General features: G+C 68.1%; 22 protein-coding genes and 1 pseudogene. 17 read left to right on the top strand and 6 right to left on the bottom strand.

Annotated elements, in window-relative coordinates:
- Positions 1–171: 171 nt before the first annotated feature.
- The 3 genes and pseudogenes from GTH22_RS07945 to GTH22_RS07935 all read left to right on the top strand — a co-directional run bounded on the left by GTH22_RS07945 (position 172) and on the right by GTH22_RS07935 (position 3315).
- Positions 172–1164 (top strand): tripartite tricarboxylate transporter substrate binding protein, encoded by a 993-nt coding sequence (locus tag GTH22_RS07945; RefSeq protein ID WP_252944544.1) that lies wholly within the window; start codon positions 172–174, stop codon positions 1162–1164.
- A 60-nt stretch (positions 1165–1224) separates the two neighbouring features.
- Positions 1225–1647: pseudogene (locus tag GTH22_RS07940) on the top strand (tripartite tricarboxylate transporter TctB family protein); the annotation flags it as partial.
- A gap of 132 nt (positions 1648–1779) precedes the next feature.
- On the top strand, positions 1780–3315 hold the full coding sequence (locus tag GTH22_RS07935; protein ID WP_252944542.1) for a tripartite tricarboxylate transporter permease: 1536 nt from the start codon (positions 1780–1782) through the stop codon (positions 3313–3315).
- Between the two features lie 86 nt (positions 3316–3401).
- On the opposite strand, the gene GTH22_RS07930 is transcribed toward GTH22_RS07935, so the two are convergent.
- The 6 genes from GTH22_RS07930 to GTH22_RS07905 all read right to left on the bottom strand — a co-directional run bounded on the left by GTH22_RS07930 (position 3402) and on the right by GTH22_RS07905 (position 7985).
- The gene (locus tag GTH22_RS07930; protein ID WP_252944540.1) at positions 3402–5108 is read right to left on the bottom strand and encodes a hypothetical protein; all 1707 of its coding nucleotides are present in this window, start codon (positions 5106–5108) and stop codon (positions 3402–3404) included.
- The gene (locus GTH22_RS07925) at positions 5105–5521 is read right to left on the bottom strand and encodes a biopolymer transporter ExbD (protein WP_252944538.1); all 417 of its coding nucleotides are present in this window, start codon (positions 5519–5521) and stop codon (positions 5105–5107) included. The genes GTH22_RS07930 and GTH22_RS07925 overlap by 4 nt, the downstream gene beginning before the upstream one ends.
- Positions 5522–5576: 55 nt before the next feature.
- Complete coding sequence (locus tag GTH22_RS07920) at positions 5577–6131, bottom strand: biopolymer transporter ExbD (protein ID WP_252944536.1); 555 nt, start codon at positions 6129–6131, stop codon at positions 5577–5579.
- 12 nt (positions 6132–6143) lie between these two features.
- The gene (locus GTH22_RS07915) at positions 6144–6794 is read right to left on the bottom strand and encodes a MotA/TolQ/ExbB proton channel family protein (protein WP_252944535.1); all 651 of its coding nucleotides are present in this window, start codon (positions 6792–6794) and stop codon (positions 6144–6146) included.
- Positions 6795–6828: 34 nt separating this feature from the next.
- A complete protein-coding gene (locus GTH22_RS07910) occupies positions 6829–7203 on the bottom strand; it encodes a hypothetical protein (RefSeq protein WP_252944533.1) in 375 nt (124 codons plus the stop codon).
- A gap of 281 nt (positions 7204–7484) precedes the next feature.
- Complete coding sequence (locus GTH22_RS07905) at positions 7485–7985, bottom strand: hypothetical protein (protein WP_252944532.1); 501 nt, start codon at positions 7983–7985, stop codon at positions 7485–7487.
- A 112-nt stretch (positions 7986–8097) separates the two neighbouring features.
- Here GTH22_RS07905 and GTH22_RS07900 point away from each other — a divergent pair, with 112 nt between their 5' ends.
- The 14 genes from GTH22_RS07900 to GTH22_RS07835 all read left to right on the top strand — a co-directional run bounded on the left by GTH22_RS07900 (position 8098) and on the right by GTH22_RS07835 (position 25733).
- Positions 8098–8532: a DUF1036 domain-containing protein gene (locus tag GTH22_RS07900; RefSeq protein ID WP_252944529.1), complete on the top strand. Its 435-nt coding sequence runs from the start codon at positions 8098–8100 to the stop codon at positions 8530–8532.
- Between the two features lie 156 nt (positions 8533–8688).
- On the top strand, positions 8689–10779 hold the full coding sequence (locus GTH22_RS07895) for a caspase domain-containing protein (RefSeq protein ID WP_252944527.1): 2091 nt from the start codon (positions 8689–8691) through the stop codon (positions 10777–10779).
- A gap of 32 nt (positions 10780–10811) precedes the next feature.
- Positions 10812–12419, top strand: a complete 1608-nt coding sequence (locus GTH22_RS07890) for a caspase family protein (protein WP_252944526.1) — start codon at positions 10812–10814, stop codon at positions 12417–12419.
- A 50-nt stretch (positions 12420–12469) separates the two neighbouring features.
- Complete coding sequence (locus GTH22_RS07885; RefSeq protein WP_252944524.1) at positions 12470–14866, top strand: peptidoglycan DD-metalloendopeptidase family protein; 2397 nt, start codon at positions 12470–12472, stop codon at positions 14864–14866.
- 298 nt (positions 14867–15164) lie between these two features.
- A complete protein-coding gene (locus tag GTH22_RS07880; protein WP_252944522.1) occupies positions 15165–16550 on the top strand; it encodes a bifunctional enoyl-CoA hydratase/phosphate acetyltransferase in 1386 nt (461 codons plus the stop codon).
- Positions 16547–17692, top strand: coding sequence for an acetate/propionate family kinase (locus tag GTH22_RS07875; RefSeq protein ID WP_252944520.1), 1146 nt, complete (start codon positions 16547–16549; stop codon positions 17690–17692). Before GTH22_RS07880 ends, GTH22_RS07875 begins: the two co-directional genes overlap by 4 nt.
- Before the next feature lie 129 nt (positions 17693–17821).
- The gene (locus GTH22_RS07870) at positions 17822–18121 is read left to right on the top strand and encodes a PAAR domain-containing protein (protein ID WP_252944518.1); all 300 of its coding nucleotides are present in this window, start codon (positions 17822–17824) and stop codon (positions 18119–18121) included.
- Between the two features lie 39 nt (positions 18122–18160).
- Positions 18161–19168 (top strand): tRNA dihydrouridine(20/20a) synthase DusA, encoded by a 1008-nt coding sequence (dusA, locus tag GTH22_RS07865; protein WP_252944516.1) that lies wholly within the window; start codon positions 18161–18163, stop codon positions 19166–19168.
- Between the two features lie 92 nt (positions 19169–19260).
- Positions 19261–20316, top strand: a complete 1056-nt coding sequence (queA, locus tag GTH22_RS07860; RefSeq protein ID WP_252944514.1) for a tRNA preQ1(34) S-adenosylmethionine ribosyltransferase-isomerase QueA — start codon at positions 19261–19263, stop codon at positions 20314–20316.
- Between the two features lie 81 nt (positions 20317–20397).
- Positions 20398–21654, top strand: a complete 1257-nt coding sequence (locus GTH22_RS07855) for an MFS transporter (RefSeq protein WP_252944512.1) — start codon at positions 20398–20400, stop codon at positions 21652–21654.
- Between the two features lie 60 nt (positions 21655–21714).
- Positions 21715–22311 (top strand): DUF924 family protein, encoded by a 597-nt coding sequence (locus tag GTH22_RS07850; protein ID WP_252944510.1) that lies wholly within the window; start codon positions 21715–21717, stop codon positions 22309–22311.
- A gap of 121 nt (positions 22312–22432) precedes the next feature.
- The gene (lpdA, locus tag GTH22_RS07845; protein ID WP_252944508.1) at positions 22433–23827 is read left to right on the top strand and encodes a dihydrolipoyl dehydrogenase; all 1395 of its coding nucleotides are present in this window, start codon (positions 22433–22435) and stop codon (positions 23825–23827) included.
- A 335-nt stretch (positions 23828–24162) separates the two neighbouring features.
- Positions 24163–25371 (top strand): 3-oxoadipyl-CoA thiolase, encoded by a 1209-nt coding sequence (gene pcaF / locus GTH22_RS07840; protein ID WP_252944506.1) that lies wholly within the window; start codon positions 24163–24165, stop codon positions 25369–25371.
- Positions 25371–25733, top strand: a complete 363-nt coding sequence (locus GTH22_RS07835; RefSeq protein WP_252944504.1) for a hypothetical protein — start codon at positions 25371–25373, stop codon at positions 25731–25733. Before pcaF ends, GTH22_RS07835 begins: the two co-directional genes overlap by 1 nt.
- The last annotated feature ends 8 nt before the right edge of the window (positions 25734–25741 follow it).

Here is a 25741-nt window from a genome sequence, read left to right as displayed (position 1 = left end):
CGGGGCCGGCTCCGGCCCCTTTTTCCGCCCGGCGGCCCGCCTGACAGGTTCATGACAGGAACAAGGGTTACACATCCTCAACCCGCAGGGAAAGAACCGGGAGGTTCGGCCTGCGGGGCAAGTAGGACCGGCGCGTGGGAGTGCGCCGGCAACAACGTGAGGAGGATCACCATGAACACGTCTTTCATCCGCGCGGCCCTGGCCGTTGCGGCCCTTGGTGTCGCAGGCGCGGCCCACGCAGAGGGCCACGGCTTCAGCCCCGAGAACCCCGAGTGCATCGCCCCCGCCAACCCCGGTGGCGGCTGGGACTTCACCTGCCGTCAGGTTGGTAAATCCCTGCAGGATCAGGGTCTCATCGACAAGACCATGCAGGTCGTCAACCTCGCCGGTGGCGGTGGTGGCGTGGCCTACGCCGAAGTGGTCAACAAGCGTGGCGACGACAACGACCTGATCGTTGCCGCCTCTTCGGCCACCGCGACCCGTCTGGCGCAGGGCGCCTACCCGGGCAACACCATGGACCAGGTCCGCTGGCTCGCCTCGATCGGCGCCGACTACGGCGTGATCGCCGTGGCCGCCGACAGCGAGATCACCACGCTGCCCGCGCTGCTCGACGCCATCAAGGCCGACCCGACCAGCATTTCCGTTGCCGGTGGCTCCGCCGTCGGTGGCTGGGATCACCTCAAGGTGCTGATCGCCGCCAATGCCTATGGCATCGAGGATGTGCGCTCGGTCAAATACATCGCCTTCGACGGCGGCGGCGAGGCCGTGACCCAGCTTCTGGCCGGCTCCGTACAGGCCTTCACCGGCGACGTCTCCGAAGCCAAGGGCTTCGTGGAATCCGGCGACATTAAGGTGATCGCGGTTCTGGCCCCCGAGCGTCTGGGCGGCGACTTTGCCGACATGCCCACCGCCAAGGAGCAGGGTGTCGACGCCATCGGTGCCAACTGGCGCGGCTTCTACGCCCCCGCCGGCATGTCCGACGAGGCCTATGACGGCTGGGTGAGCAAGATCGCCGACCTCTACGCCTCCGACGAGTGGAAGGGCATCATGGAGGCCAACGGCCTCGCCCCGCTCGACCTTCAGGGCGCAGAGTTCCAGCAGTTCGTGTCGGACTCCGTGGCGCAGATCCAGTCGATCTCCAAGGAAATCGGCATCATCAAGTAAACTGTCACGGGTGGCGGGCAAGAAGCCTGCCACCCGTTTTCCATTCAGGGGGAGGTGGCCATGAGTGACCGCATATTTGGCGGGTTTGGCGTGTTGCTGGCGGTGTTCTACGCCTGGGCCGCGCTGCAGACCGAAGAGAGCTTCTTGAGCGATGCGGTGGGGCCAAAGGCCTTTCCCATCATCATCGCCGTGATCCTCGGCATTTCCTCGCTGGTCATTGCCCTGCGCCCCGACCCGGAGCCGGTCTGGCCCCCGCTCGCCCGCCTTGCCGAGATCGGCGCGGCCGTGGTGGTGATGGTGCTCTACGCGCAGTTCCTGCCCGAAATCGGCTTCATCATCGCCACCGCCCTGGCGGCCATGTACCTGACCTGGCGGCTGGGCTCGCCGATCCTGCAATCGGTTCTGATCGGGGCTCTGACCTCGCTCGCCATCTACTTCATCTTCCACGCCGTGCTGGGCCTGTCGCTCGCCCGTGGTCCGCTCGATGTCTACGTCGATGCGGTGGTCGACCCGGTGATCTCGGGCATCGGCAAATTCTTCGCGCTCTTTGGCGGAGGCGGGGCCGAAGAGGCCCTGCCGGATGCCAGTGACGCCATCGGAACGGGAGACTGACCCATGGATCTCTGGGCAAACCTTTATGGCGGCTTCGAAATCGCGCTCACCTGGCAGAACCTCGGCCTCGCGCTGCTGGGCTGCTTCCTCGGCACCATCATGGGCGCGCTGCCGGGCCTCGGCCCGTCCAACGGCGTGGCCATCCTGATCCCGCTGGCCTTCACCCTCGGTCTCGATGCGACCTCCTCGCTCATCCTGCTCACGGCGGTCTATTACGGGGCCATGTACGGCGGGCGGATCAGCTCGATCCTGCTGAACATCCCGGGCGACGAACCGGCAATGATGACCTGCCTCGACGGCTACCCTATGGCCAAGAAGGGGCAGGCCGGCGAGGCGCTGGCGCTCTCGGGCATCGCTTCGTTCGTCGGCGCCTTCCTCGCCACATGGGGCCTCATCCTGCTGGCGCCGCAACTGGTCAAGCTGGCGCTGCTCTTCGGCCCGGCCGAATATTTCGCCCTCTTCGCGCTGGCCTTCGCCACGCTCGGCGGGGTCTCCTCCACCAACCAGGCCAAATCCGCCTTCGCCGCCATGCTCGGCCTCGGCCTCGCGATGATCGGGGTCGATACGCAAACCGGCGTGCCGCGCCTGACCTTCGGCGAGGTGCACCTCTATGACGGGCTCGATTTCCTCGTCGCCATCGTCGGCCTCTTCGCGCTCTCCGAGGTCTTCGTCTTCCTCGAACACCGCCACGGCTCTGCGGATGCGGCGGAAGACAAGGTGAAGGTGGGGCGGATCATTCCGCCGATGGGCATGGTCATCAAGACCATCCCGACCATGCTGCGCACCTCCTTCCTCGGCTTCGTGGCCGGGGTGCTGCCGGGGGCAGGGGCCTCGCTTGGCTCCTTCATCAGCTACTCGATGGAAAAGAAGCTGGTCGACAAGGAAGGCACCTTCGGCACCGGCGATCCGCGCGGCGTGGCCGCGCCCGAGGCGGGCAACAACGCCGCCGCCGGTGGCGCGCTGGTGCCGATGCTGGCGCTCGGCGTGCCCGGCTCGGGCACGACCGCCGTGCTGCTGGCCGTGCTGCTTTCGCTCAACATCACGCCGGGGCCGCTGCTGTTCCAGAACAACCCCGATGTGGTCTGGGGCCTGATCGCCGCGCTCTTCATCGGCAACTTCATGTTGCTGGCGATGAACATCCCCATGGTCGGCCTCTTCACCCGCGTCCTGCTGGTGCCGCCGCGCATCCTGATGCCGGTGGTCGCCATGGTCAGCTTCGTCGGCATCTACGGCATCTCCGGCTCCTCCTTCGACCTGATGGTGATGATCGCCTTCGGGGTCGCCGGGTGGCTTCTGCGCAAGTTCGACGTGCCGCTGGTGCCGGTGATCCTCGGTACGTTGCTGGGCAACACCATGGAAAACAACCTGCGCCGCGCCGTGACCATCGACAACGGCGACTGGTGGACCCTGATCGACAGCCCGCTGGCCATCACTCTCTGGTCGATCGCGATTGCCGGCTTCATCCTGCCGGTCTTCGTCGGCAAGGTGGTGAAGGCGCGGATGGTCCGGCGCGACGAAGAGGGCTCGCTCTCTGACTGAAGGCACCGATGTCATCCTCGGGCCTGACCCGAGGATCTCCTGGCCGCAAGAGACCCTCGGGTCAGGCCCGAGGGTGACATCGGCGGCTACTCGACCGAAAAGGCGACCATCGAGAGGTCCGCGGTAATCCCGCGGGCCTCCAGCTCTGCTGCCAGCGCCTTGAAGAAGCTGGCCGCCTCGGTGCCATTGTCGCTCTGCACCACATCAAGCCGCGCCGGGGTGCCCACCGCCAGCAACAGCTGCTGCGTCACCACCGGCCCGGCGGTGAGGTTCATCGGGATCGAAAAGCTCGCCCCCGCCCGGGTGAACTGCAAGAACCCGTCGAGCGCCTGCACCGTGCCCTCATCGTCGATCAGCAGGAAGTGCACCACCTGGCCCGACACGTTGAGGATGCGCCCCTCAAGGTAGTCGCCCGAGGCGATCACCCGGTTCTCCATGTCGAAGTAGAGGTTGAACGCAGGGTAGGCCTTGGCCTCGCGGATGAAGGTGAGCGTGGCGCATTGGGCCTCGCTCACCGGCTTGAGGAACGTATTGGCAATCTCGCCCGTCTCGGCCTCCATCCCGGCGCGAAAGCCGTCGAGCGAGGCGGAGGTGGGGCCGAAGGCGTCCAATGTCAGCTGGGCGGTTTCCTCTCCCAGCGCAGGAAGGGCGGCAAAGCAGGGGCCGCCGTCATAGGTTTTCAGGTAGTCGAGGATGGCGGCGTAGCGGGTGCGGTCGGCCTCCGAGATGTCACTCTCCGGGGGGGCGGGCGCGGCGAGGCCGCCCTCGGTGGCGGGGCCGGGCAGCTCGCTGTCGCGCTCGGGGGGCGGGGCGGCAGCGGGCTCCTCCGCCTCCTCGGGCGCGGTGGGTGGCGCGGCGGTGGGCTCCGGCGCGACAGCGGCGAGGCGCTCGGGAGCCTCCGGTTCGGGCGTGGGGGCGAGGCGTTCGGGCACGGGCGGCGGGCTCGGCGCGGCAACGGTATCGGCCGGCGCCGCCTCGACCGGCTCTGCCGGGGCCTCCGGCATCGGGGCAGGGGTGGCGGCAAGGCGCTCTTCTCCGGTGTCGCGCACGGCCTGCTGCGCCTCCACCTCCTCTTCGCTGCGCAGCCGCTCGCGCCCCTCGTCCTGCCCTGCCACCACCCGGTCGTCGGCCACCCGCGCCGTGGTGGTCTCGGGCACCTCGTCGGGCACGCGCTCGGCACTGGCAATCTCCGCGCGGTTCACCTCTTCGGCCACCACCGGGGCGGCGGTGATCCGGGCCGGGGTCGCCTCGCGCGCCTCCTGCACCTCTTCGGCCCGGGCGGTCTGCGCGGTTTCGGCCTTCTCCGTCGGGGCCGCACCGGATTGCGCCGCGACCGGCGCGCCAGTGATGCGCGTGGCCCCCTCGCTCACCGGCTCTGCGGCGGTGGGGGCCGGGGTGGAGGTGGCGGAGTCGGGCGCAGGCGCGGGGGCCGGTGCCGGAGCAGGCGTCGCCTCGACCCGCTCTGCCGGGGCGGCGGTGGCGGCACGCTCGGGGGCCTCTGCCGGTGGTGTCGGGGCGGCAGGCTCGGGCGGGGCAGGGGCCTGCGCCGCCTCCACCGCCTCGGCCTCGGCACGGGTGGGCTGGGCGGCCTGGCTGGCCATCTCGATCATCTCCACCGTCACCTGCGTCTCCACCGGCGCCTCTTCGGGCGCAGGCTCGGGCAGGCGCTCGCGGGCATAGGTGAAGGCAGCCAGATGGGCGGCGACGGCCAGCAGCAGCGCCGCACCCCAGAGCACCACCTCGGTCTGGGCGCGCGGCTCGATGTATTGCACGGGGCCGTCGGCGTAGCTCATTCCGGCCCCCCCGCCTTCAGCGTCACCAGCTTCACGGTGCGGCCCGCGGGCAGCAGCACCTGCATCGCCCGCAGCAGCCTGTCGGCAGACATGTCCCGCGGGGCGAGGATGTAGACTGCATTCGGCTGGCCCTCGGGCGGCGGGGCCTTCAGCGCCTCCACCACCGCGGCCTCCTCCATCGGCGCCCCGTCCAGCGACCAGCCCCCCTCGGGCGCGATCAGCAGCAGCGGGCGGGGGAGGCGCTCGAGCGGGAGGTCCTGGGTTTCGGCGAGGTCGACGGCCAACTCGTCGGTCTCGACGATGGTGCCGACCACGAGAAAGAAGAGCACCAGCAACAGCACGATGTTCACCTGCGCCAGCCCGAAGTCGGGGCGGCGCCGGTGGCGTTGGGCGGCGAGCTTGGAGGCGAGCATCAGGCGGGCCTCCCCGGTGCAGGCGCCACGCCGGGCAGATGGGTCGGCCCGGCTCTCATATCCCCGGCTTCCCGATCAGGCGCAGCTTGGCAACCTCGCCCACCCGGATCGCCTCGATCACCGTGGCCACGTCCTGCGTGGTGGCGGCCGGGGTGGTGAACAGCAGGATCTCCTCCAGCCCCTTTTCCTTCAGCGCCGGGATCACCTGCGGCAACGCATCCAGCGGCAGCACGGCTGAGCCGGCCCGCAGCTCGCCCCGGCCGACATGCCAGATCACAATGCTCTGCGCTCCGCCGCCCGGTGCCTCGGGCGCGGCGCTGCTCTGGCCGGTGGGCGCGGCGGGGGTGCCGAGGGTGATGAGCGAATAGGGGGCGAGCGAGGTGGAAAGCATGAAGAAGATCAGCAGCTGAAACATCACGTCGGCCAGCGGCGTGAGCGCAAAGGGGGCCTTCCGGTCGCCCCTCGGGTCGGGCAGGTAGACATCGCCGGGGCGGGTGCCCCCGGTGGGCATGGCCGCGCCGATCACCGTGTGCCCGGCCCCGCCCGAGAGGCCGGCGGCGTGGGGCATGGGGCCGCCGATCACCGTCTTGCCCGCTCCCGGTCCGGCCACGGCCCCGCGCCCTCAGATGATCGTTTTGCCCGGCCGGGTCTCCACCCGCCCGTGCAGCACGGTCGAAATCAGCCGCTCCAGCGCCTCGCGCTCGCGGGCGATGCGGCCCTCGAGCCAGAGCGAGATGAAGTAGAAGAAGATCGCAATGGCAAGGCCCACCGCCGTGGTGATGAGCGCAGTCCAGATGCCGCCCGCCAGCACGCTTGGGTCCACCGCGCCCTCGGCCTTGGCGAGCTTCCCGAAGGCTTCGATCATGCCCACCACCGTGCCCAGCAGCCCCAGCATCGGCGCGGCCTGCACCACCGCCTCCAGCGCGTTCATCCGCCGCGCCATCAGCGCCAGTTCGTCAAGCGCAACCTGGGTGGAGAGCTCGCGGGCAAAATCGCGGTCGCCCGGATTGGAGCGCAGCGCCGAGAGCGCGGCGAAGAGCACGCGCACGGCAGAGGTGTTGCGCTTGTCGGCCAGCGCCAGCGCCCCGTCTCCATCGCCCTTAAGGAACTTCTCCACGATCTGCGTGGGCATGCGCCGCCGGCCCACGCCCAGCCGCATGAACTGGAAGATCTTGAACAGCGCCACGGTCAGCGCGACCAGCGAGGCCCCGGCCAGCACGGCCAGAATCGCCCATGCGTAGCCGCTCAGCCCCTCGGGCAGATAAGCGTCCATCGGTTACTCCCGTTGCCGGGCGCTGAGGCGGTGCTCAGAGCCCGAACTGGATTTCGGCGCGCGACGAGGTGGTCAGCCCGGCCATGCAGTCGGGCGAGGCACCACCGGTGCCGACGCATTCGCTGACCGAGTTGACCAGCAGCCGCGAGATGTTCGAGCAGGGCATATCGGCCAGATCGAACTGCACAACCTTGGTCTTGTCGGCCTGAAGCTGGCCGAATTCGAGGATCAGCAGCCGCGAGACCACGCCATCCTGATCGAACACGGCCACCTCGTAGGAGGCCTTGTCGAGCCCCTCACCGGTGTTGTTGGTGGCCACATATGTCAGCCGGCAGCCCTCGCCCACATCGCGGGCGGCGTTCAGCTCGAGGCCGAAGCTCCCGCCCTGCGCGAAGGCAGGAGCAGACATGCCAGCCGCCATGACCCCCGCGGTGATGGATGCCAGCAGCTTGGTAGAAAAGGATTTCAGAACAGGCACGTCGCGCCTCCCCCCGTTACGATGATTTCTTATGCTGAAAGTGCTAACACGGCCCCCGGCCTGCGCAAAGCCTTCGGTTCAGAAAATCGGGGGCGGCACCGGCGGGGCAGTGTTGTTGCGCCCTCGGGGGCGCTGCGCGGCGGGGCGCAAACAAAAAGGCCCGGCGGGCATCTGTGCCCCCGGACCTTCCGATCTGGTCTGATCTCGGCGTGTCAGCGGAACTCGCCGACGCTCCAGAGCGAGCCGGTCTTGATCTTCGAGCCGCCGCGCGGGCTCTTGGTGCGGGTCCGCACGATCACCTGGCGCCCGGTTTCGGGGCGGGAGGCGATGGCAGCCGGTTCGGCATCGATGGCCGCCATCTGCGGGCCTTCGGGGCGCGCCGGCGGCTTCTGGTAGACGCCGCCGAACAGGGTGTCGAGCACGCTGTCGTCACCGCCTTCATTCGGCGAGATGCCTTCGTTCCGGCCCGCGACAACATCCTCGGAGTCGCGCATCTGCTGCTGCGAGGCAGATTTGCCCTCGTCCATCGACGCGGTGGAGCCGACAAAATCGGATTGCGCTTCGTCGGCCGAGGAGATCCTGTCAAGTTGGACCAGCCCTGGAATGGCCGGGGCCATCACGTGGAATTTTGCGATTTGCGCAGATGCGGGAGCGACAAGAGCCATCGACATGGCGGCCACGGCCCCGAGCGGCATCACGAACTTTACAGTCATGTTCTCTCTCCAGCGTTGTTACCACTCTAGGCTGTCACGCGATTGTTTTCAATCTGCGGCCCAAAAGTGGCGATTTCTTGCCCATCCGCAAAAAAGCGGCTTAAGTCGCGCCATGTCGCGCCGATTGTTCCCGAGAACCGCAGTTTTCTCCCTTCTTGCCAGCGTTGCCAGCCTGTTGGGCGCAGGGGCCGCGCGGGCAGAATTTGCCGTGTGCAACCAGAGTTTCGACGTGATCAACGTGGCCATAGGGCAGTTGGTTGACAGCCAGTTCCAGACCGAGGGCTGGTGGACGATCGGCACCAACCAATGTGCCAACGTCATCAAGAACGAGCTGAACAACCGCTACATCTACGTCTACGCCACCGATGTTTTTGGCCAGCCGATCCTCGATGGCAGCGTGTCGATGTGCATCGCCGCCAAGGCCTTCGAGATCGAGGGAATCGAGAGCTGCTGGGACCGCGGCCACCGGGCCGCGATGTTTCACGAGGTCGATACGCAGGCCACGGTGCGATGGACCTTGTTTATCACGCCGCCCGGCGGTGGCTGAGGCGCAGAAAGCGCGGGGCAGGGGCTTGAAATGACCCCACGGAATTCACATCTTGTTGAAGATAAAGATTTGATCGGCTCGGGGTCGCATTCACGACCCCTTTCCGCTAGAGTGATATGCAAGTTTTTTTGACCCAGAGATGATTGGCGGCTGACCATGGCGACTTCGCCCGATACCCGAACCACTTCACCCCTGAGCTTTTCGCACTGCGTTGCCCGCGCCGGCCTCGGCCTGCGTTCGGCCTCCGCGCTGGTCGGCGGCGCTGCCCGCTCCGCCGGGCTCGGACGTGCCGCCCGCAGCGCACCTCTGGCGCTGATCTTCGTCACCGCCGCCACCCTGACAGCCGAGGCAAAACGCGTGGCGCTGGTGGTCGGCAATGCCGACTACGACAATGTCTACGCCCTCAAGAACGCGACCAACGACGCCAAAGATCTTGCCGCCTCGCTGGAGCGGCTCGACTTCGAAGTCACCCTGCTGACCGATGCGAGCGAAGCCGATTTCTGGACCAAGCTCGATACCTTCGCCGCCTCCGCCGAGGATGCCGAGAGCGCGATGTTCTTCTTCTCCGGCCATGCCTTTCAGCTTGGCGGCGCCAACTACCTCGTCCCCAAGGACGCAACCCTCGCCTCGCGCGAAGCCATCGAAAACGAGACATGGCGGCTCGACGAGATCGTCAAGCGCCTCTCCGCCAAGAACCGCCAGACCCTCATTTTCCTTGACGCCTGCCGCAACAACCCGCTGCCCGAGAGCATGCGCGGCGAGGGCACACAGGGCCTCGCGCAGATGGAAAAGGGCTCGGGCACCTTCGTGGCCTTCGCCACCCAGCCCAACAACGTCACCTCCGACGGCGCGGGCGAGAACAGCCCCTTCACCCAGGCCCTTCTGGGACACATCGAAGAGCCCGGAATCTCGGTCTCCGACCTGATGATCCGGGTGCGCAACGACGTTGAAAGCGAGACCTTCGGCCGCCAGACCCCCTGGGACCAGTCGTCCCTGCGCGCGCAGTTCTACTTCAACCCGCAAGTCGAACAGACCGCCGAACTCACCGACGCCGACTACGAGCTGATCGCCGCGCTCGATCCTGAAACCCGCAAGCGCCTGCTGGCGGCTCTGGGCAACTCGGGCACGAACATCGTGATCGAGGAGGTCGAGGAAGAAGTCGAGGAGATCCGCGAGGCGGTGGCCATCGTCGATATCGTCGATGTCCCCGACGAGAACGCCCCCGAGGTCCGCACCGACGTGCCCGAGCAGGCCGGCGGCGAAACCGTCGTGGCCTCCAATGACGCCGAGCGCGCCGAAAGCGGCGACAGCGCCGTGGTGGTGATCGGTGGCGAGCAGGCCCCCGAGCGCGTGGTCGCCAGCGGCGAGAGCGAAACCCCCGATGCCACCGGTGCCGAAACCGTGGTGGCCTCCAACGAGGCAGAGCGCACCGGCACCGAGAGCACCACGCCCGAGCGCGTGACCGGCACCGAGGTCGCCGGGGCAGAGCGTGTCACCGGCACCGAGCCGGCCGGCACCGAAACCGCCGATGCAACCCGCGTCACCGGAACCGAAGTCACCGGAACCGAAGTCACCGGCACCGAGGTGACCGGCTCCGAAGTGACCGGCGCACAGGTTGCCGAGGCCGTCGCCCCCGATCCCAACGCCGGGCGCACCAAGGTGATCGGCCCCGATGGCGAAGAGCGCGAGGCGGTGATCCTCGCCGGCCTCGCCCCGACCCGCTCGCTCGAGCCCTCCACCGCCGAGCCGCGCAGCCGCGTTGTGGGCACCGAGATCGACCGCAACAGCGACGAGGCCCGCGAAGCCGGGGTTGCCCCCGCCGCGCCCGAGCTGGAAGGCAAGGAACTGGCCTCGGCCGTGCAAACCGAACTCAGCCGGCTCGGCTGCTACCGGATGCGGATCGACGGCGACTGGGGCAAGGGCTCGCGCGTGTCGCTGTTCCGCTACTTCGCCGCCCGCGCCATCGCTACCGACGAGCTCGAGCCGAGCAACTCGCTCCTCCGTCGCCTTCAGGGCGATAACGAGGTGGCCTGCAAGGCGGTCCAGCAGGTGGCCTCCAAGAAGGCGTCCAAGGCCATCAGCAAGGTGCGCACCGCCGCCGCCACCAAGCGGCAGACCACGCCCACCAAGGCTGCGGCCAGCTCGTCGAAGCCGCGGATCAAGTCCAACACCACGACCAAGCGCACGGCCTCCGGTGGCACCAAGAAGACTGTCACCAAGAAGCTGCGGGCCGGGGTGTTCCGCTAAGGTCGTTTCTGCCAAAGGATGGGGAGGGCGCCATGTTCCCTGTGATCGGTGTGTTCCTGTCTGATGTGCCGCGCCGCCGTGCGCGGGGCCTGCTTGCGGCGCTCGTCACCATGGCAACCCTGCCGCTTGCCGCGCCGCTCTGGGCCGAGGGCCGGGTGGCGCTGGTGATCGGCAACGCCGCCTATACCGGGCTGCAACCGCTGGCCAACCCGGTAAACGACGCCCAGGGCATTGCCGCCGGGCTGGAGCGCGTCGGCTTCGAGGTCACCCTCGTGACCGACGCCCCGAAAGACCGCCTCGCCCCCGTGCTCGACGCCTTCGCCGCCCGCGCCGAAACCGCCGACACGGTGCTGTTCTACTACTCCGGCCACGCCTTCCAGCAGAACGGCCAGAACCTCCTCGTGCCCGCCGACGCCACTCTGCGCACGCCGGAGTCGATGACCGCCGAAACATGGTCCTTCTCCGATGACATCGTCGCCCGCCTCTCGGGCGAGGGCCGCCAAGTGCTGTTCTTCCTCGATGCCTGCCGCACCACCCCGCTGCCGCTGTCGCTGCAATCCACCGCCTCGGGGGGCGGCCTCGCCAAGCCCGATGCCGAAACCGGCCTTGGCACCGGCAGCTTCATCGCCTTCGCCACCCAGCCCGGCGCCGTGGCCCGCGACGGGATCGGGGCCAACAGCCCCTTCACCCTCGCCATGCTGAAGAACATCGAAACCCCCGGCATCTCGATCTCCGACCTGATGATCGCCGTGCGCAACGAGGTGGTCGAGGCCACCCACGAAACCCAGGTGCCCTGGGACCAGTCGTCGCTGCGCGCGCAGTTCTACTTCGTGCCGGTCGAGGAGGATGGGGCCAGCATCACCGAAGCCGACCTCGACGCCATCGGCGGGCTGGACGAAGAGAGCATCCGCAACGTGATCGGCGCGCTGGCCGACAACGGGGTGACACTGGAAATCCTCGTGGTCGAGGACGAGCCCGAAGAGATGGCCGATGCCACGCCCAACCCCATCGTCGCCATTGACGAGGTGGAGGAAGGCGAAGAGGTGGCCATGCTCGACGACACCCGCTCGGTCGATCCGCAAGACCCCGAAGAGGCCGGCGACACACCCGAAGGCGCCCCCACCCTGGCCGACAAGGTCGCCGCCGCCGAGGCGGTGGTGGCCGCCGCCGAGGCCAGCACCGCAACCGGCCCGAGCGCGGAAGAGCTGGCCTCCGTCGAGCTGCCCGAAAACCTGCCCCTCGGGCTCCAGCAGGAGCTGGCCCGCGTGGGATGCCACCGCGCCTCCGTCGATGGGGTCTGGGGCAAGATCAGCCGCATTTCCCTGCTGCGCTACTACACCGCCAAGGGCTCGGTCAGCGCCGAAGAGGCCAAGGCGGAGCCGAGCGAAGTCGCCTTCCGCCGCCTTGCGCTGGAGCCGGGCGTGGTCTGCGAAGGCGTGGTCGCCGCACCCGCCCGCGTGGCCGCCAAGGCCTCCGCCAGCAAGACCCGCGTGGTCCGCAAGACCTCGGCCCCCGCCGCCCGGACCCAGCCCAAGACCACCACCAAGCCCAAGTTTTCCACCCAGCCCACCACCGATGACAAGGGCCGCAAGGTTCCCGCCAAGATCAACCGGCTCTCGCCCGGCGCGATCCGCGGCTAGGTGGCGGGAGATCGTCTTGATTCGAGCAAGAAACCTGCGATCCTGACCCCGTGCTGAAAGACGAGATAGATCCGCGCTTCACCAAGGCCGCTTCCGCCGCCAAACGGCGCAAGCGGGCGGCAAGGCGCGGCCGGGTGCTGATCGGCGTCGGGGCGGTGCTGCCGGTCCTGCTGATCGGGCTCGGCATCTGGTTTACCTGGGACAAGTGGTCGTTCAACGGCGGGGGCGGAGGGACCGTAGCCGAGGAAGACCTCGAGGAAGGCTTCGCCATCTCCTCCGACGAGGACACCGCCGCCGCCTCATCGGCCTTCGTCGCCGCCTTCGTCGACCTAGCGGGCGACCCGCTGATCATCCGCTTTGCCGAGAACGGCGACGAAACCAAGAAGAAGCTCGAGGCCCCGGCCACCCTGCGCGGCGGCCGCGTGCCGCGCGGCGAGCTGCTGCTGGTCAGCGACGTGATGGTCTCGACCGAGGCGCGCTTCGTCACCACGCTGCCGTCGTCGCAGGAAGACTTCGCCTTCTTCCAGCTCCAGAAGAGCACGCCCCAGAAGGCCGAGGCCACCACCGCCGAAGAGACCCGCGAAGTGGCCGATGCGCTCGAGCAGGAGGGCGCGGAAGAGGCCGCCGAGGACCTGGCCGATGTCGCCGAAACCGAGGGCTACGAAGAGACCGCGCTCGACGATGAAACCGGCGGCTGGGGCGAGGCCGTGGGCGAGGACGACCCCGATGTGCCCGGCTTCACCGAAACCGTGATCGAAAACACCACATCGGTCGTCTACACCCGCCCGCAGGATCTGCGCGACAAGCTGGTGCGCGACATCTTCGTCAAGATCCAGCACGATCGCTCGCTCGAGGACCTGCTGGTCGACAACGGCTTCTTCGCTAACGAGGCCGAGAAAGCCGCGCTTGCGGCCAAGGAATACTTCGAGATGGAAGGGGTGAAGGCCGGGCAGGTCGTGGCCATGCGCGGCCAGCCCGAGCTGGGCGGCAAGCTGAGCTTCCGGCAGATGTCGATCTACGACAACGAGGTCTACTTCGGCACCCTGGCCCTGACCGACGAGGGCGATATCGGCCCCGGCTCGGACCCATGGGTCTATGACGAGCTCTTCGACTATGCCGGCGAAGAGGAGGAGGAGGCCGTCACCGAGCAGCGCTACCGGATGCTCGATGCCTTCTACTCCGCCGCCATCCGCAACGGCATTCCCTCCGTCGTGGTGGGCGAGGCGATTGCGCTGCTCTCCAAGGAGCACGACCTCTCGGCCTTCGCCAACCCCGGCGACAAGATGCGCTTTCTCTACGCGCCGCCCACCGAGGGCGACGAGGGGGGCGATGGCGCCAGCCGCATTCTCTACATCTCGATCCAGGGCGATGCGGTGGATATCGAATGCTTCGTTTATGCCACCAATGCCGAGGGCGACATGGGCTGCTTCGGGCTGAAGCCCAAGGCCGGCGGCGGCGGCGGTCTGGTCGGGGGCATGGTGACGCCGGTGAAAGGCGTGCTGACCTCGCGCTTCGGCCCGCGCCATCACCCGATCCTCAAGACCGTGCGGGTGCACAAGGGCGTCGACTGGGCCGCACCCACCGGCACCCCGATCTATGCCGCCTTCGATGGCACCATCGCCTATGCCGGACCGGGCGGGGGCTATGGCAACCTGCTGAAGGTAAGCCACGCCGGGGGAATGGAAACGCGCTATGCCCACCTGTCGAAGTTCGGCGCCGAGCCGGGCCAGCGGGTGAGCGCGGGCGATGTGGTCGGCTATGTCGGCACCACCGGCCGCTCGACCGGCCCGCACCTGCATTTCGAGCTCTACCTGAACGGCACCGCGATCGACCCGCTGGGCGCCTCGGTGCCCTCGGGCGGCGGGATAGTGGCCTCGGGCGACGGCTCGGGCGCCGTGGAGCAGCTGGTGAACCAGATCATCCGGGTGGAATCGGGGGGCAACGCGACGGCCAAGAACCCGCTGTCCACGGCCACCGGCCTCGGCCAGTTCATCGAGAGCACCTGGATCCGGATGATGAAGACCTACCGCCCCGACCTCGCCTCGACCCTCTCGCGCGCCGAGCTTCTGGCGCTGCGCAACGATCCGACGATCAGCCGCGAGATGGTGAAGCGCCTTGCGATGGAAGGCGAAAGCTACCTGCGCGCCCGCGGCCACGGCATCACCGCCGGGCGGCTCTATCTCTGCCACTTCCTTGGCGCGCAGGGCGCCGCGGTGGTGCTCTCCAACCCCGACGGCGCGCTGCTTGTCGACGTGCTCGGCCAGGGCGTGATCCGCGCCAACCCATTCCTCACCGGCAAGACGGTGGGCTACGTGAAGGCCTGGGCCGAGAAGAAGATGTCGGGGAGCAAGGGCGCGGTGGTGGTGACATCGGCCCCCGTGATACGTGAGCCGGGCGGGCTGCCCGACTACCGCAAGGAAATCGGCGCCCTCCTGACCCGGATCTGACCTCCTGTTCAATTGCGCGGCTTGCGCCGCATTTCCTTTTATTGTCCGCGGGTTGCGGGCCCTGCGCCTTTGTGGCGAGGGGCGCGGGTGGGGAGAGGGCAGGGTAGAGTATTTGCAGCAAGAAAATGGAACGGGTTGGCGACCTGGGTTGGCGGGCTGCGCAAAATGCGCTCGTTCGAGCCGCGTGTTTCGGCGCAGGGTGCGTCATGGCGGCGTTACCTCGCCGTGGCAGGCCGGGAAGGCTGGCCAAGGGGCGCGGCATGGGCCAGTCTGAAGCGGTATTTCGAGGGAGCCATTGATGATTCAGGAATTTCACAACACGCCCTATGACCAGCTCGAGGTGGGCATGGAGGCCGAGCGCACCCGTCTGGTGCTGGCCGATGACCTCTATGTCTTTGCCAACTCCTCGGGCAACCTGAACCCGCTGCACCTGCCGCGCGAGGATGGCGACGGAGATGGCACGCCCGAGGCGGTGACGCCCTCGATGTGGCTGGCGGCGCAGATCTCGGCGGTCTTCGGCAACCAGCTGCCCGGGCCCGGCACGCTCTATCGCAGCCAGAACCTGGAGTTCGTGGGCCGTGCCCATGCGGGCGACGAGGTGGTGACGAAGGTGGTGCTGGTGGCCAAGGAGGCGGACCGGGTGGCGCGGTTTCACACCACCGTCTGCCGGGTTTCGGACGGGGCGGTGATCGTGCGCGGCGAGGCGACGGTTTTCGCGCCCGAGCGGGCCCAGAGCTTCCGGGCCGATGACGTGCCGGGCCTCACCGTGCGCCGTCACAAGCATTTCGATGCGCTGATCGACCTTGCCGGCCCGCTGCCCGCGATCCCCACCGCCGTGGTGGCGCCGGAGGAGGCGAACTCGCTGGGCGGGGCGCTTCTGGGCGCGGATCACACGCTGATCACCCCGATCCTCATCGGCGATCCGGTGAAGATCATGGCCGCCGCCGAGGAGATCGGGCGCGATATCTCGGGCTTCGAGATCATCTCGGAGCCGGACCATGCCAAGGCCGCCAAGCTGGGCGTGGCGCTGGTGCACGAGGGCCGGGCGCAGGCGGTGATGAAGGGGCATCTGCACACCGGCCAGCTTCTGGGCGCGGTCTTTGCCCGCGAGGGGGGCCTGCGCACCGGACGGCAGATCTCCCATGTCTTCGTGATGGACGTTCCGGGGCTGGAGCATCTGCTGCTGATCACCGATGCGGCGATCAACATCGCGCCCGACCTCGAAACCAAGGTGGATATCGTCCAGAACGCCATCGACCTTGCCCACACCCTCGGCATCGCCGAGCCGAAGGTGGGCATCCTCTCGGCGGTCGAAACCGTGAACCCCAAGATCCCCTCCACCATCGACGCCGCCGTGCTCTCCAAGATGGCGGACCGCGGCCAGATCAAGGGCGGGCTGGTCGACGGGCCGCTGGCGATGGACAACGCGATTGATATCGACGCGGCCCAGACCAAGGGCATCAAGGGGCTGGTGGCGGGCCGCGCCGAAATCCTCGTGGCGCCCAACATGGAGGCGGGCAACATGCTGGCCAAGGAGCTGACCTTCGTGGCCCATGCCGAGGCCGGGGGCATCGTGATCGGCGCCGCCGTGCCGGTGATCCTGACCTCCCGCGCCGATGACGACGCTGCGCGCCTCGCCTCCTGCGCCGTCGCCGCGCTCTACCAGAGCAACCGCAAGCCATGAGCGCCATTCTCACGCTGAACGCCGGGAGCAGCTCGATCAAGTTCGGGCTGTTCGATGCCGAAAGCCTCGTGGAAGAGGCGGGCGGACAGGTGGAGCGGATTGGCGGCGAGGCCGAGCTGGACCTCGAAATTCCGGGCCGCCCGAAGGTGGAAACCCGGCTGCCGATCGCCAATCACCACGAGGCGGTCACTGCCATCCTTGCCGCCATCGCGCCCTATCTCGATGGCCGCGCCGTGGTGGGGGTGGGCCACCGGGTGGTGCATGGCGGGCCGGACCATGACGCGCCGCTGGTGCTGGACGAGGCCGCCATCGCCCGGCTGGCAAGGCTCGAGCCGCTCGCCCCGCTGCACCAGCCCCATAACCTCGCCGCCGTGCGCGCCGCGCGCGAGGCCTTCCCCGGCCCGGTGCAGGTGGCCTGTTTCGACACCGCCTTTCACCGCGGCCACCCCTTCGTGCAAGACACCTACGGCCTGCCGCGCCGGTTTTATGACATGGGCGTCAGGCGTTACGGCTTTCACGGGCTGAGCTACGACTACATCTCCGGCAAGCTGAAGGAAGATTGGCCAGCCCTTCATGCGGGCCGGGTGGTGGTGGCACATCTGGGCAACGGCGCCTCGCTCTGCGCCATGGAGGCGGGCAAATCCATCGCCTCCACCATGGGCTTCTCGGCGCTGTCGGGGCTCTGCATGGGCACCCGTCCGGGCCAGCTCGATGCGGGCGTTCTGCTCTGGATGCTCGATGATCAGAAGATGAGCGCGGCGGAGATCACCCGCGTGCTCTACAAGGAAAGCGGCCTCAAGGGGCTGTCGGGAGAGACCAACGACATGCGCGCGCTGCTCGCCTCGCAAGCCGAAGAGGCGGGGCAGGCGGTGGATTACTTCGTCATCCGGGTCGCGCAGGAGGTGGCCTCGATGGCGGCGGCGCTCGGCGGGATCGACGCGCTGGTCTTCACCGGCGGCATCGGAGAAAACGCTGCGCCCATCCGCGCCCGCGTGCTGGAGCAACTGGCCTTTCTCGGCTTTGCGCTCGATGCGCAGGCCAATGAGGCGGGCGGAACGCGCATCTCCTCTGGCCTTCCGGCACTGGTGCTGCCCACCAACGAGGAGCTGGTGATTGCCCGCGCCGTGCAGGCCGCACTCTGATCCTGCGCACCTGCCGGCGTCCCAAGCGCCCGGGATCGCTGCCGGAATTCGCTTCGCGCAGCCTCTTGCGGGTTCTCCCCCCGGGCGTCACTATGGGCACAGAACAGGCCCCGAAAGGGAGAACCCATCATGCCCAAGGTCACGCGCCTCGGTGATATCGGCTCAGGCCATGGCTGCCACTTTCCGCCCTCTCCGGCGATCGGGGCCTCTCCGGATGTCTTTGCCGAGGGCAAGGCGGTGGTGCGCAAGGGCGACCCCTACGTGCCCCATGCCTGCCCGACCTGCCCCGCACCGCCCCATGGCCGCGCGCTCTCGGCCGGATCGGGGAGTGTCTATGTCAACGGCAAGCCCGCCGGGCGGATTGGCGACTCGATCTCCTGCGGGGGCGCGGCCGATGCCGGGGCCTCCGATGTCTCCTTCGGAGACTGACTGGCGCAAACCGCCCGGGGGCGCTAAAGACTGCCCCCCATGACCCCGAGCGCCACCACAACCACCCAAGCCGCCCGCCTGTCGGTTGCCCCGATGATGGACTGGACCGACCGCCACTGCCGGTTCTTCCACCGCCAGCTCACGCGGCGAACCCTGCTCTATACCGAGATGGTCACGGCCCCGGCGCTGGTGCGGGGCGGGGCGGCGCATCTTCTGGCCTTCGACGCGGCAGAGCAACCTGTTGCGGTGCAGCTCGGCGGCTCCGAGCCCGCCGAACTGGCCGAGGCGGCGCGGATGGCCGAGGCGGCGGGCTACGCCGAGGTGAACCTCAACATCGGCTGCCCCTCGGACCGGGTGAAATCGGGCTGCTTCGGCGCGGTGCTGATGAAATCCCCCGCGCTGGTGGCCGAGTGCCTGTCGGCCATGCGCGAGGCGGTCGCGGTGCCGGTGACGGCCAAGTGCCGGATTGGGGTGGATGAGCAGGAGCCGCGCGAGGTTCTGCCGCAGTTCCTTGAAATGGTTCAGAAAACCGGGGTCAGCCGGGTCACGGTCCATGCCCGCAAGGCCTGGCTCCAGGGCCTCAGCCCCAAGGAAAACCGCGAGGTGCCGCCGCTCGACTATCCGCTGGTACACGAGACGAAGCAGGCCTTCGCGGGGCTGCACCTGTCGATCAACGGCGGGATTTCGCGTCTCGACGAGGCGCAGGGCCATCTCGACGCGGGGATGGATGGCGTCATGATCGGGCGCAGCGCCTATCACGATCCGGGCATGTTGCTTCAGGCCGATGCGCAGATCTTTCACGAGGCCCCGAGCGGGCGCAGCCGGCGCGATGCCGTGGACGCGATGCGCCCCTATATCGACGCGCACCTCATCGCGGGCGGCAAGCTGGCGCAGGTCACGCGTCACATGCTCGGGCTGTTCCAGGGCCGTCCCGGCGCCCGGGCCTGGCGTCGTATCCTCTCCGAGGACTCCCACCGCGAGGGCGCCGGTCTCGAAGTGCTCGACCGCGCCCTGTCGGCCCTGCCCGAAGCCAGCCTCGCCGCCTGATCGGCCTCTCCGACAGGCGGTTGCTGCCGATGCCGGCGATTGTGCGGCGATGGGGCTTGTGTTCGGGGCGCACTCGCTTGTAGGGCGCGGGCATGAAGCTGGATGATTTCGATTTTGACCTCCCCGAGGAGCTGATCGCGGTGCGCCCTGCCTATCCGCGCGGGGCCTCACGGCTGCTCGTGGCCGGTGCCGACTGGATCGAAGACCGGGCGGTGGCCGACATCTGCGACCACCTGCGCCCCGGCGACCGGCTGGTGCTGAACAACACCAAGGTCATTCCGGCGCGGCTCTCGGGTTTGCGACGGCGCGACTCCGCCCAAGGTCCGGTCGAGGCGCGGATCGAGGTCACGCTGCTGGAGCCGGGACAGGGCGGCGAGTGGCTGGCGCTGGCGCGCCCGGCCCGCAAGCTGAAGCCCGGCGAGCGCGTGGAGTTCGGCGCGGGGCTGTCCGCCGAGGTGCTCGCCCGCGAGGGCGGCGAGGTGCGGCTGCGCTTCTCGGCCGAGGGCGCGGCCTTCGACGCGGCGCTGGAGCAGGTCGGCGCCATGCCCCTGCCGCCCTACATCGCGGCCCGGCGCGCGGCGGACGAGGCCGACCGCGAAGATTATCAGACCGTCTTTGCCAAGCACGCAGGCGCGGTGGCGGCCCCCACGGCCTCGCTCCACTTCGATGCCGCGATGCTGGCGCGCATCGAGGCGATGGGCGTGGGGCTCACCGAGGTCACGCTGCACGTGGGCGCGGGCACCTTCCTGCCGGTGACGGTCGACGACGTAACCACCCACCGCATGCACGCCGAGCGCGGCGAGGTCAGCGCGCAGGCGGCCGAGGAGATCAACGCCACCAAGGCCGCCGGCGGGCGCATCATTCCGGTGGGCACCACGGCGCTGCGGCTGATCGAAAGCGCGGCAGAGGCAAAGGGCCGTATCGCGCCCTGGCAGGGGGAGACCGATATCTTCATCTACCCCGGCTTCGAATTTGCCCTGACCGACGCGCTGATGACCAACTTCCACCTGCCGAAATCCACGCTGATGATGCTGGTTTCGGCCCTGATGGGGCAGAGCAGGGTAATGGAGATTTACCGACACGCCATAGAGGCGCGCTACAGGTTTTTCTCCTATGGTGACAGCTCGCTGCTGTTGCCGGGCGAATAAAGACGGCAGGTGTCGCTCAGGAGCGGTTGCACCCCTTGGCCAACAGGCCATCTGGGGGCGGAATATTGAAAGGCCGAAACGATGATTAAGGTGATGTCCAGCACATGGGCGCTGCTCTTGGGTGTGATGCTGCTGATGGTGGGCAACGGCGTGCAGGGCACGCTGCTGGGTATCCGCGGGGCGCTGGAAGGGTTCAGCACCTGGGAGATGTCCTTCGTGATGTCGGCCTACTTCCTCGGCTTCCTCGGCGGCTCGCGGCTGGCACCCGAGATGATCCGGCGCGTCGGGCACGTGCGGGTCTTCGCGGCGCTCGGCAGCTTCATCAGCGCGGTGCTGGTGCTCTATCCCACCGTGACCGAACCCTGGGCCTGGATCCTCGGGCGGGTCATCATCGGCTTCTGCTTCTCCGGCGTCTACGTCACCGCCGAAAGCTGGCTGAACAGCTCGGTCACCTCCGACATCCGGGGCAAGGCGCTCTCGCTCTACATGATCGTGCAGATGGTCGGCATCGTCGCCGCCCAGGGCCTGCTGCTCACGGCAGACCCCTCGGGCTTCGTGCTCTTCGTCATCCCCAGCGTGCTGGTGTCGATCTCCTTCGCGCCGATCCTGCTCAGCGTGCAACCGACCCCCGCCTTCGACACCACAAAGCCGCTCTCGCTGGTCAAGCTCTACGCGATCTCGCCTCTCGGCTGCGTCGGCACCTTCCTCGTCGGCGGCATCTACTCGGCGCTCTTCGGCATGGCGGCGGTCTTCGGCGCGCAGGCCGGGCTGACGGTGGCGCAGATCTCGGCCTTCGTCGCCTCCATCTACATCGGCGGGCTGGTGCTGCAATATCCGGTCGGCTGGTTCTCCGACCGGATGGACCGGCGGATGCTGATCGCCATGCTCGCCGTCGCCGGCGGCGGCGGGGCGCTCTTCGGCCTCGTCTTCGGCGGGATCTTCAGCGCCATCCTCGTGTCCGGCCTTGCCATCGGCGGCATGACCAACCCGCTCTACGCGCTGCTCATCGCCTATACCAACGACTTCCTGGAACCAGATGACATGGCCGGAGCCTCGGGCGGGCTGATGTTCATCAACGGGCTCGGCGCCATCGCCGGCCCCCTCGTCACCGGCTGGCTGATGAGCGTGGCGGGGCCGGGGGGCTTCTTCCTCTACATCGCGGTGCTCATGGCGCTGGTCGCAGCCTATGCCTTCTGGCGCATGACCCGGCGCCCCGGCGTTGCGGTCGAGGACACCGGCCATTACGCGCCGGTTCTGCCCTCGGCCACGGCGGTGGCCGTGGACATGGCGCAGGAGGTCTTCATCGAAGGGCTGGAAGAGGATGAACCCGCCGCCTGAGGCCGCGTGCTGGTTGTGCGATGCCCCGCGCCGTGAGAGGCTGGGGCGGGAGGAATGCAGATGGTCGAACCCGAAGAGGTCGTTCGGTTCTGGGTCGATGAGGTCGGCACCAAGGGCTGGTACGTGCAGGAGGAGGCGCTGGACGCCGACATCCGGGCGCGCTTTCTCGATAGCTGGGAGGCCGTGGCGGCGGGCGATCTTCCGCGCTGGGGCTGGACCGCGCGCGAGGTGCTGGCCCGCCTGATCCTCGTCGACCAGTTTCCGCGCAACATGTTTCGCGGCGATCCCCGCAGCTTCGCCACCGACGGGCTGGCCCGCACATGGTCCAAATGGGCGGTGCAGGTGCGCAAGGACGACCGGGTCGACGGCCCGGCGCGCCAGTTCTTCTACCTGCCGCTGATGCACTCCGAGGTGCTGGCCGATCAGGATGCCGCCGTGCGCCTGTTTCTCGTGCGCACACCGGGCAGCGACAACCTGCGCCACGCCCGCGCCCACCGGCAGGTGATCCGAGACTTCGGCCGCTTTCCCTATCGCAACGCCGCTCTCGGCCGCGTCTCCAGCGCGGCCGAAGAGGCCTATATCGCGGCGGGCGGCTACCGGTGGTCGCTGAACCATGTCGACGACGAGGGCGGCGGTGGCTGGAACTCCTCTGCCTAACCCGATGGGAATCCGTGGCTTTTCGCCTTTGCACTCTGCGGCATCGCCGCGCGGATCGGGGGCTTTCGCCGGATGGCGAAAATAGTTTAACACTAAACCAGTTTTGAAACGGGAGAGAATCATGGCCTCGCAAAGCTTCGACCTGATCGTCATCGGCGCCGGCCCCGGCGGCTATGTTGCCGCGATCCGCGCCGCCCAGCTCGGGCTCAAGGTGGTGTGCGTCGAGCGGGAGAACCTCGGCGGCATCTGCCTCAACTGGGGCTGCATCCCGACCAAGGCGCTGCTGCGCTCTTCCGAAGTGTTCCACCTGATGCACCGCGCCAAGGAATTCGGCCTCTCGGTGGAGAAGGCCGGCTATGACCTCGACGCCGTGGTGAAGCGCTCGCGCGGTGTCGCCGCGCAGATGGAAGGCGGCATCAAGCACCTGTTCAAGAAGAACAAGGTGACCTCGATCATGGGCGAGGCCAAGATCACCGCGAAGGGCAAGGTGTCGGTCAAGACCGAGAAGGGCACCGAGGAGCTGAGTGCCAAGAACATCGTGGTGGCCACCGGCGCGCGCGCCCGCGAGCTTCCGGGGCTGGAGGCCGACGGTGATCTGGTCTGGACCTACCGCCACGCCCTCACCCCGAGCCGCATGCCCAAGAAGCTGCTGGTGATCGGCTCCGGCGCGATCGGCATCGAATTCGCCAGCTTCTACAACACGCTCGGGGCCGACACGACCGTGGTGGAAGTGATGGACCGGGTGCTGCCGGTGGAAGACAAGGACATCTCTGCCTTCGCCAAGAAACAGTTCGAGAAGCAGGGCATGAAGATCATGGAGAAAGCCATGGTCAAGCAGCTCGACCGGGCGAAAGGCAAGGTCACGGCCCATGTCGAGGTCGGCGGCAAGGTCGAGAAGATGGAGTTCGACACCGTGATCTCCGCCGTCGGGATCGTCGGCAACGTCGAGGGCCTCGGCCTTGAAGAGCTTGGCGTGAAGATCGACCGGACCCACGTTGTGACGGACGAGTTCTGCCAGACCGGGGTCGAGGGCGTCTATGCCATCGGCGATATCGCCGGCGCGCCCTGGCTGGCGCATAAGGCGAGCCACGAGGGCGTCATGGTGGCCGAGCATATCAAGGGGATGCACGTGCACCCGATCAAGCCCGGCAGCATTGCCGGCTGCACCTACTGCCACCCGCAGGTCGCCAGCGTCGGCATGACCGAAGCCAAGGCCAAGGAAGCCGGATACGAGCTGAAGGTGGGCAAGTTCCCCTTCATCGGCAACGGCAAGGCGGTGGCGCTTGGCGAGCCCGAGGGCATGGTGAAGACCGTGTTCGACGCCAAGACCGGCGAGCTTCTGGGGGCCCACATGGTGGGCGCCGAGGTGACCGAGCTGATCCAGGGCTACGTTGTGGGCCGCCAGCTCGAAACCACCGAAGAAGACCTGATGCACACGGTCTTCCCGCATCCGACTCTCTCGGAAATGATGCATGAGTCCGTGCTCGAGGCCTACGGGCGGGCGATACATATCTAGTTTGAAACGCCAAAGGCGTTTCAAACAGCGGGCGGCAGTGGATCGCGCAGCGATCTGCGAAAGCCCACACCGTTGAAGATCAGGGGCGTCCGGCGGGGCGCCCTTTTTGTTTGAGGTGCGGCCGGGCATGGCACAGCTCCCACCCACCCACCCCGCTGTGCCATGCCCGGCCTGCGCGGGGTGGCGGCGTTACGGGAAAGCTCCGGGTTCACCAAGGCAGGAACTGCGGTTTGGTTACGGAAATTTCTGATGTGGCAATATTCAGTAACGTATTGCTTGCGTCGAATCCCCCTGAGGCGTAGATTCCCTTTCGAGCGAGCAGGGAGGAGCAAGCCATGGCCGGAGAGGCTTTCATTTGTGACGGGGTGCGCACGGCGATTGGCCGCTATGGCGGGGCGCTGTCGCAGGTCCGGGCGGATGACCTGGCCGCCGTGCCGATCAGGGCGCTGATGGTCCGCAACACCGGGCTCGACCCCGCCGCAATCGACGATGTGATCTACGGCTGCGCCAACCAGGCCGGCGAAGACAACCGCAACGTGGCCCGCATGGCGCTGCTGCTGGCGGGCCTCCCCGAGAGCGTGCCGGGCGCCACCATCAACCGCCTCTGCGCCAGCGGCATGGATGCCATCGGCACCGTGAGCCGCGCGATCAAGGCCGGCGATTACGAGCTCGCCATAGCCGGGGGCGTCGAGAGCATGAGCCGCGCGCCCTTCGTGATGGGCAAGGCGACCACCGCCTTCTCCCGCGCGGCCGAGGTGTTTGACACCACCATCGGATGGCGCTTCGTCAACAAGGCGATGAAGGCGGCCTACGGCGTCGATTCCATGCCCCAGACCGCCGACAACGTCGCCGCCGACTGGGGCGTCTCCCGCGAGGATCAGGACGCTTTCGCCGCCCGCTCTCAGGCCCGCTGGGCCGGGGCCGATGCCGCCGGCGTGTTCGCGCAAGAGATCGTCCCGGTCGAGGTGCCCCAGCGCAAGGGCGACCCGCTGGTTGTGGCGAAGGACGAGCACCCGCGCCCCGGCACCACCGCCGAGCAGCTCGGGCGCTTGAAGGGCGTAAACGGCCCCGATCTGAGCGTGACCGCGGGCAATGCCTCTGGCGTCAATGACGGCGCCGCGGCGCTGCTGGTGGCCTCCGAGGCCGCCGCGCAGGCGCAGGGGCTCACCCCGCTGGCGCGGATCGTGACGATGCAATCTGCCGGGGTTGCCCCCCGCGTCATGGGCATCGGCCCGGTGCCCGCCGTGCGCAAGGCGCTGGCGAAGGCCGGTCTGACCATCGAGCAGATGGACGTGATCGAGCTGAACGAGGCTTTCGCCGCCCAGGGCCTCGCCGTACTGCGCGACCTCGGCGTCCCCGATGACGCCGAACATGTGAACCCCAACGGCGGCGCCATCGCCATCGGCCACCCGCTCGGCATGTCCGGCGCCCGGTTGGTGCTGACGGCGGCGCGGGAGCTGCAGCGGCGCGGCGGGCGCTATGCGCTCTGCACCATGTGTGTGGGCGTGGGGCAGGGGGTTGCCTTGATTATTGAGCGGGTCTGATGGGCTACGACCTCCACATCACCCGCCGCGAGAACTGGTTTGACGAGGGCGATGACATTGCCCTCGACGAGTGGCTCGCCGTGGCGCGGGACGACCCGGAGCTGACCGTGGCCGAGGATGGCTCGGCCGACATGCCGGGTCCGGACGGGCAGCTTTGGCCGCTCTGGTGGTATGATGGCGTGGTGCAGACGAAGAACCCCGAGGACGGGCTGATTGCCAAGATGGTGGCGCTGGCCGGGCTGATGGGGGCGAAGGCGCAGGGCGACGAGGGGGAGACCTACGGCGCCGATGGAACTTCGGACTGGGGCGACGAGGCCCCTGCGCCGAAGAAAGGCTGGCTGGCGCGAATTCTGGGCCGCTGAAGGGAGCG

This window comes from Oceanicola sp. 502str15 (assembly GCF_024105635.1).
In the GTDB taxonomy this organism is placed as follows: domain Bacteria; phylum Pseudomonadota; class Alphaproteobacteria; order Rhodobacterales; family Rhodobacteraceae; genus Vannielia.
This window is presented reverse-complemented; position numbering and strand designations above follow the sequence as displayed.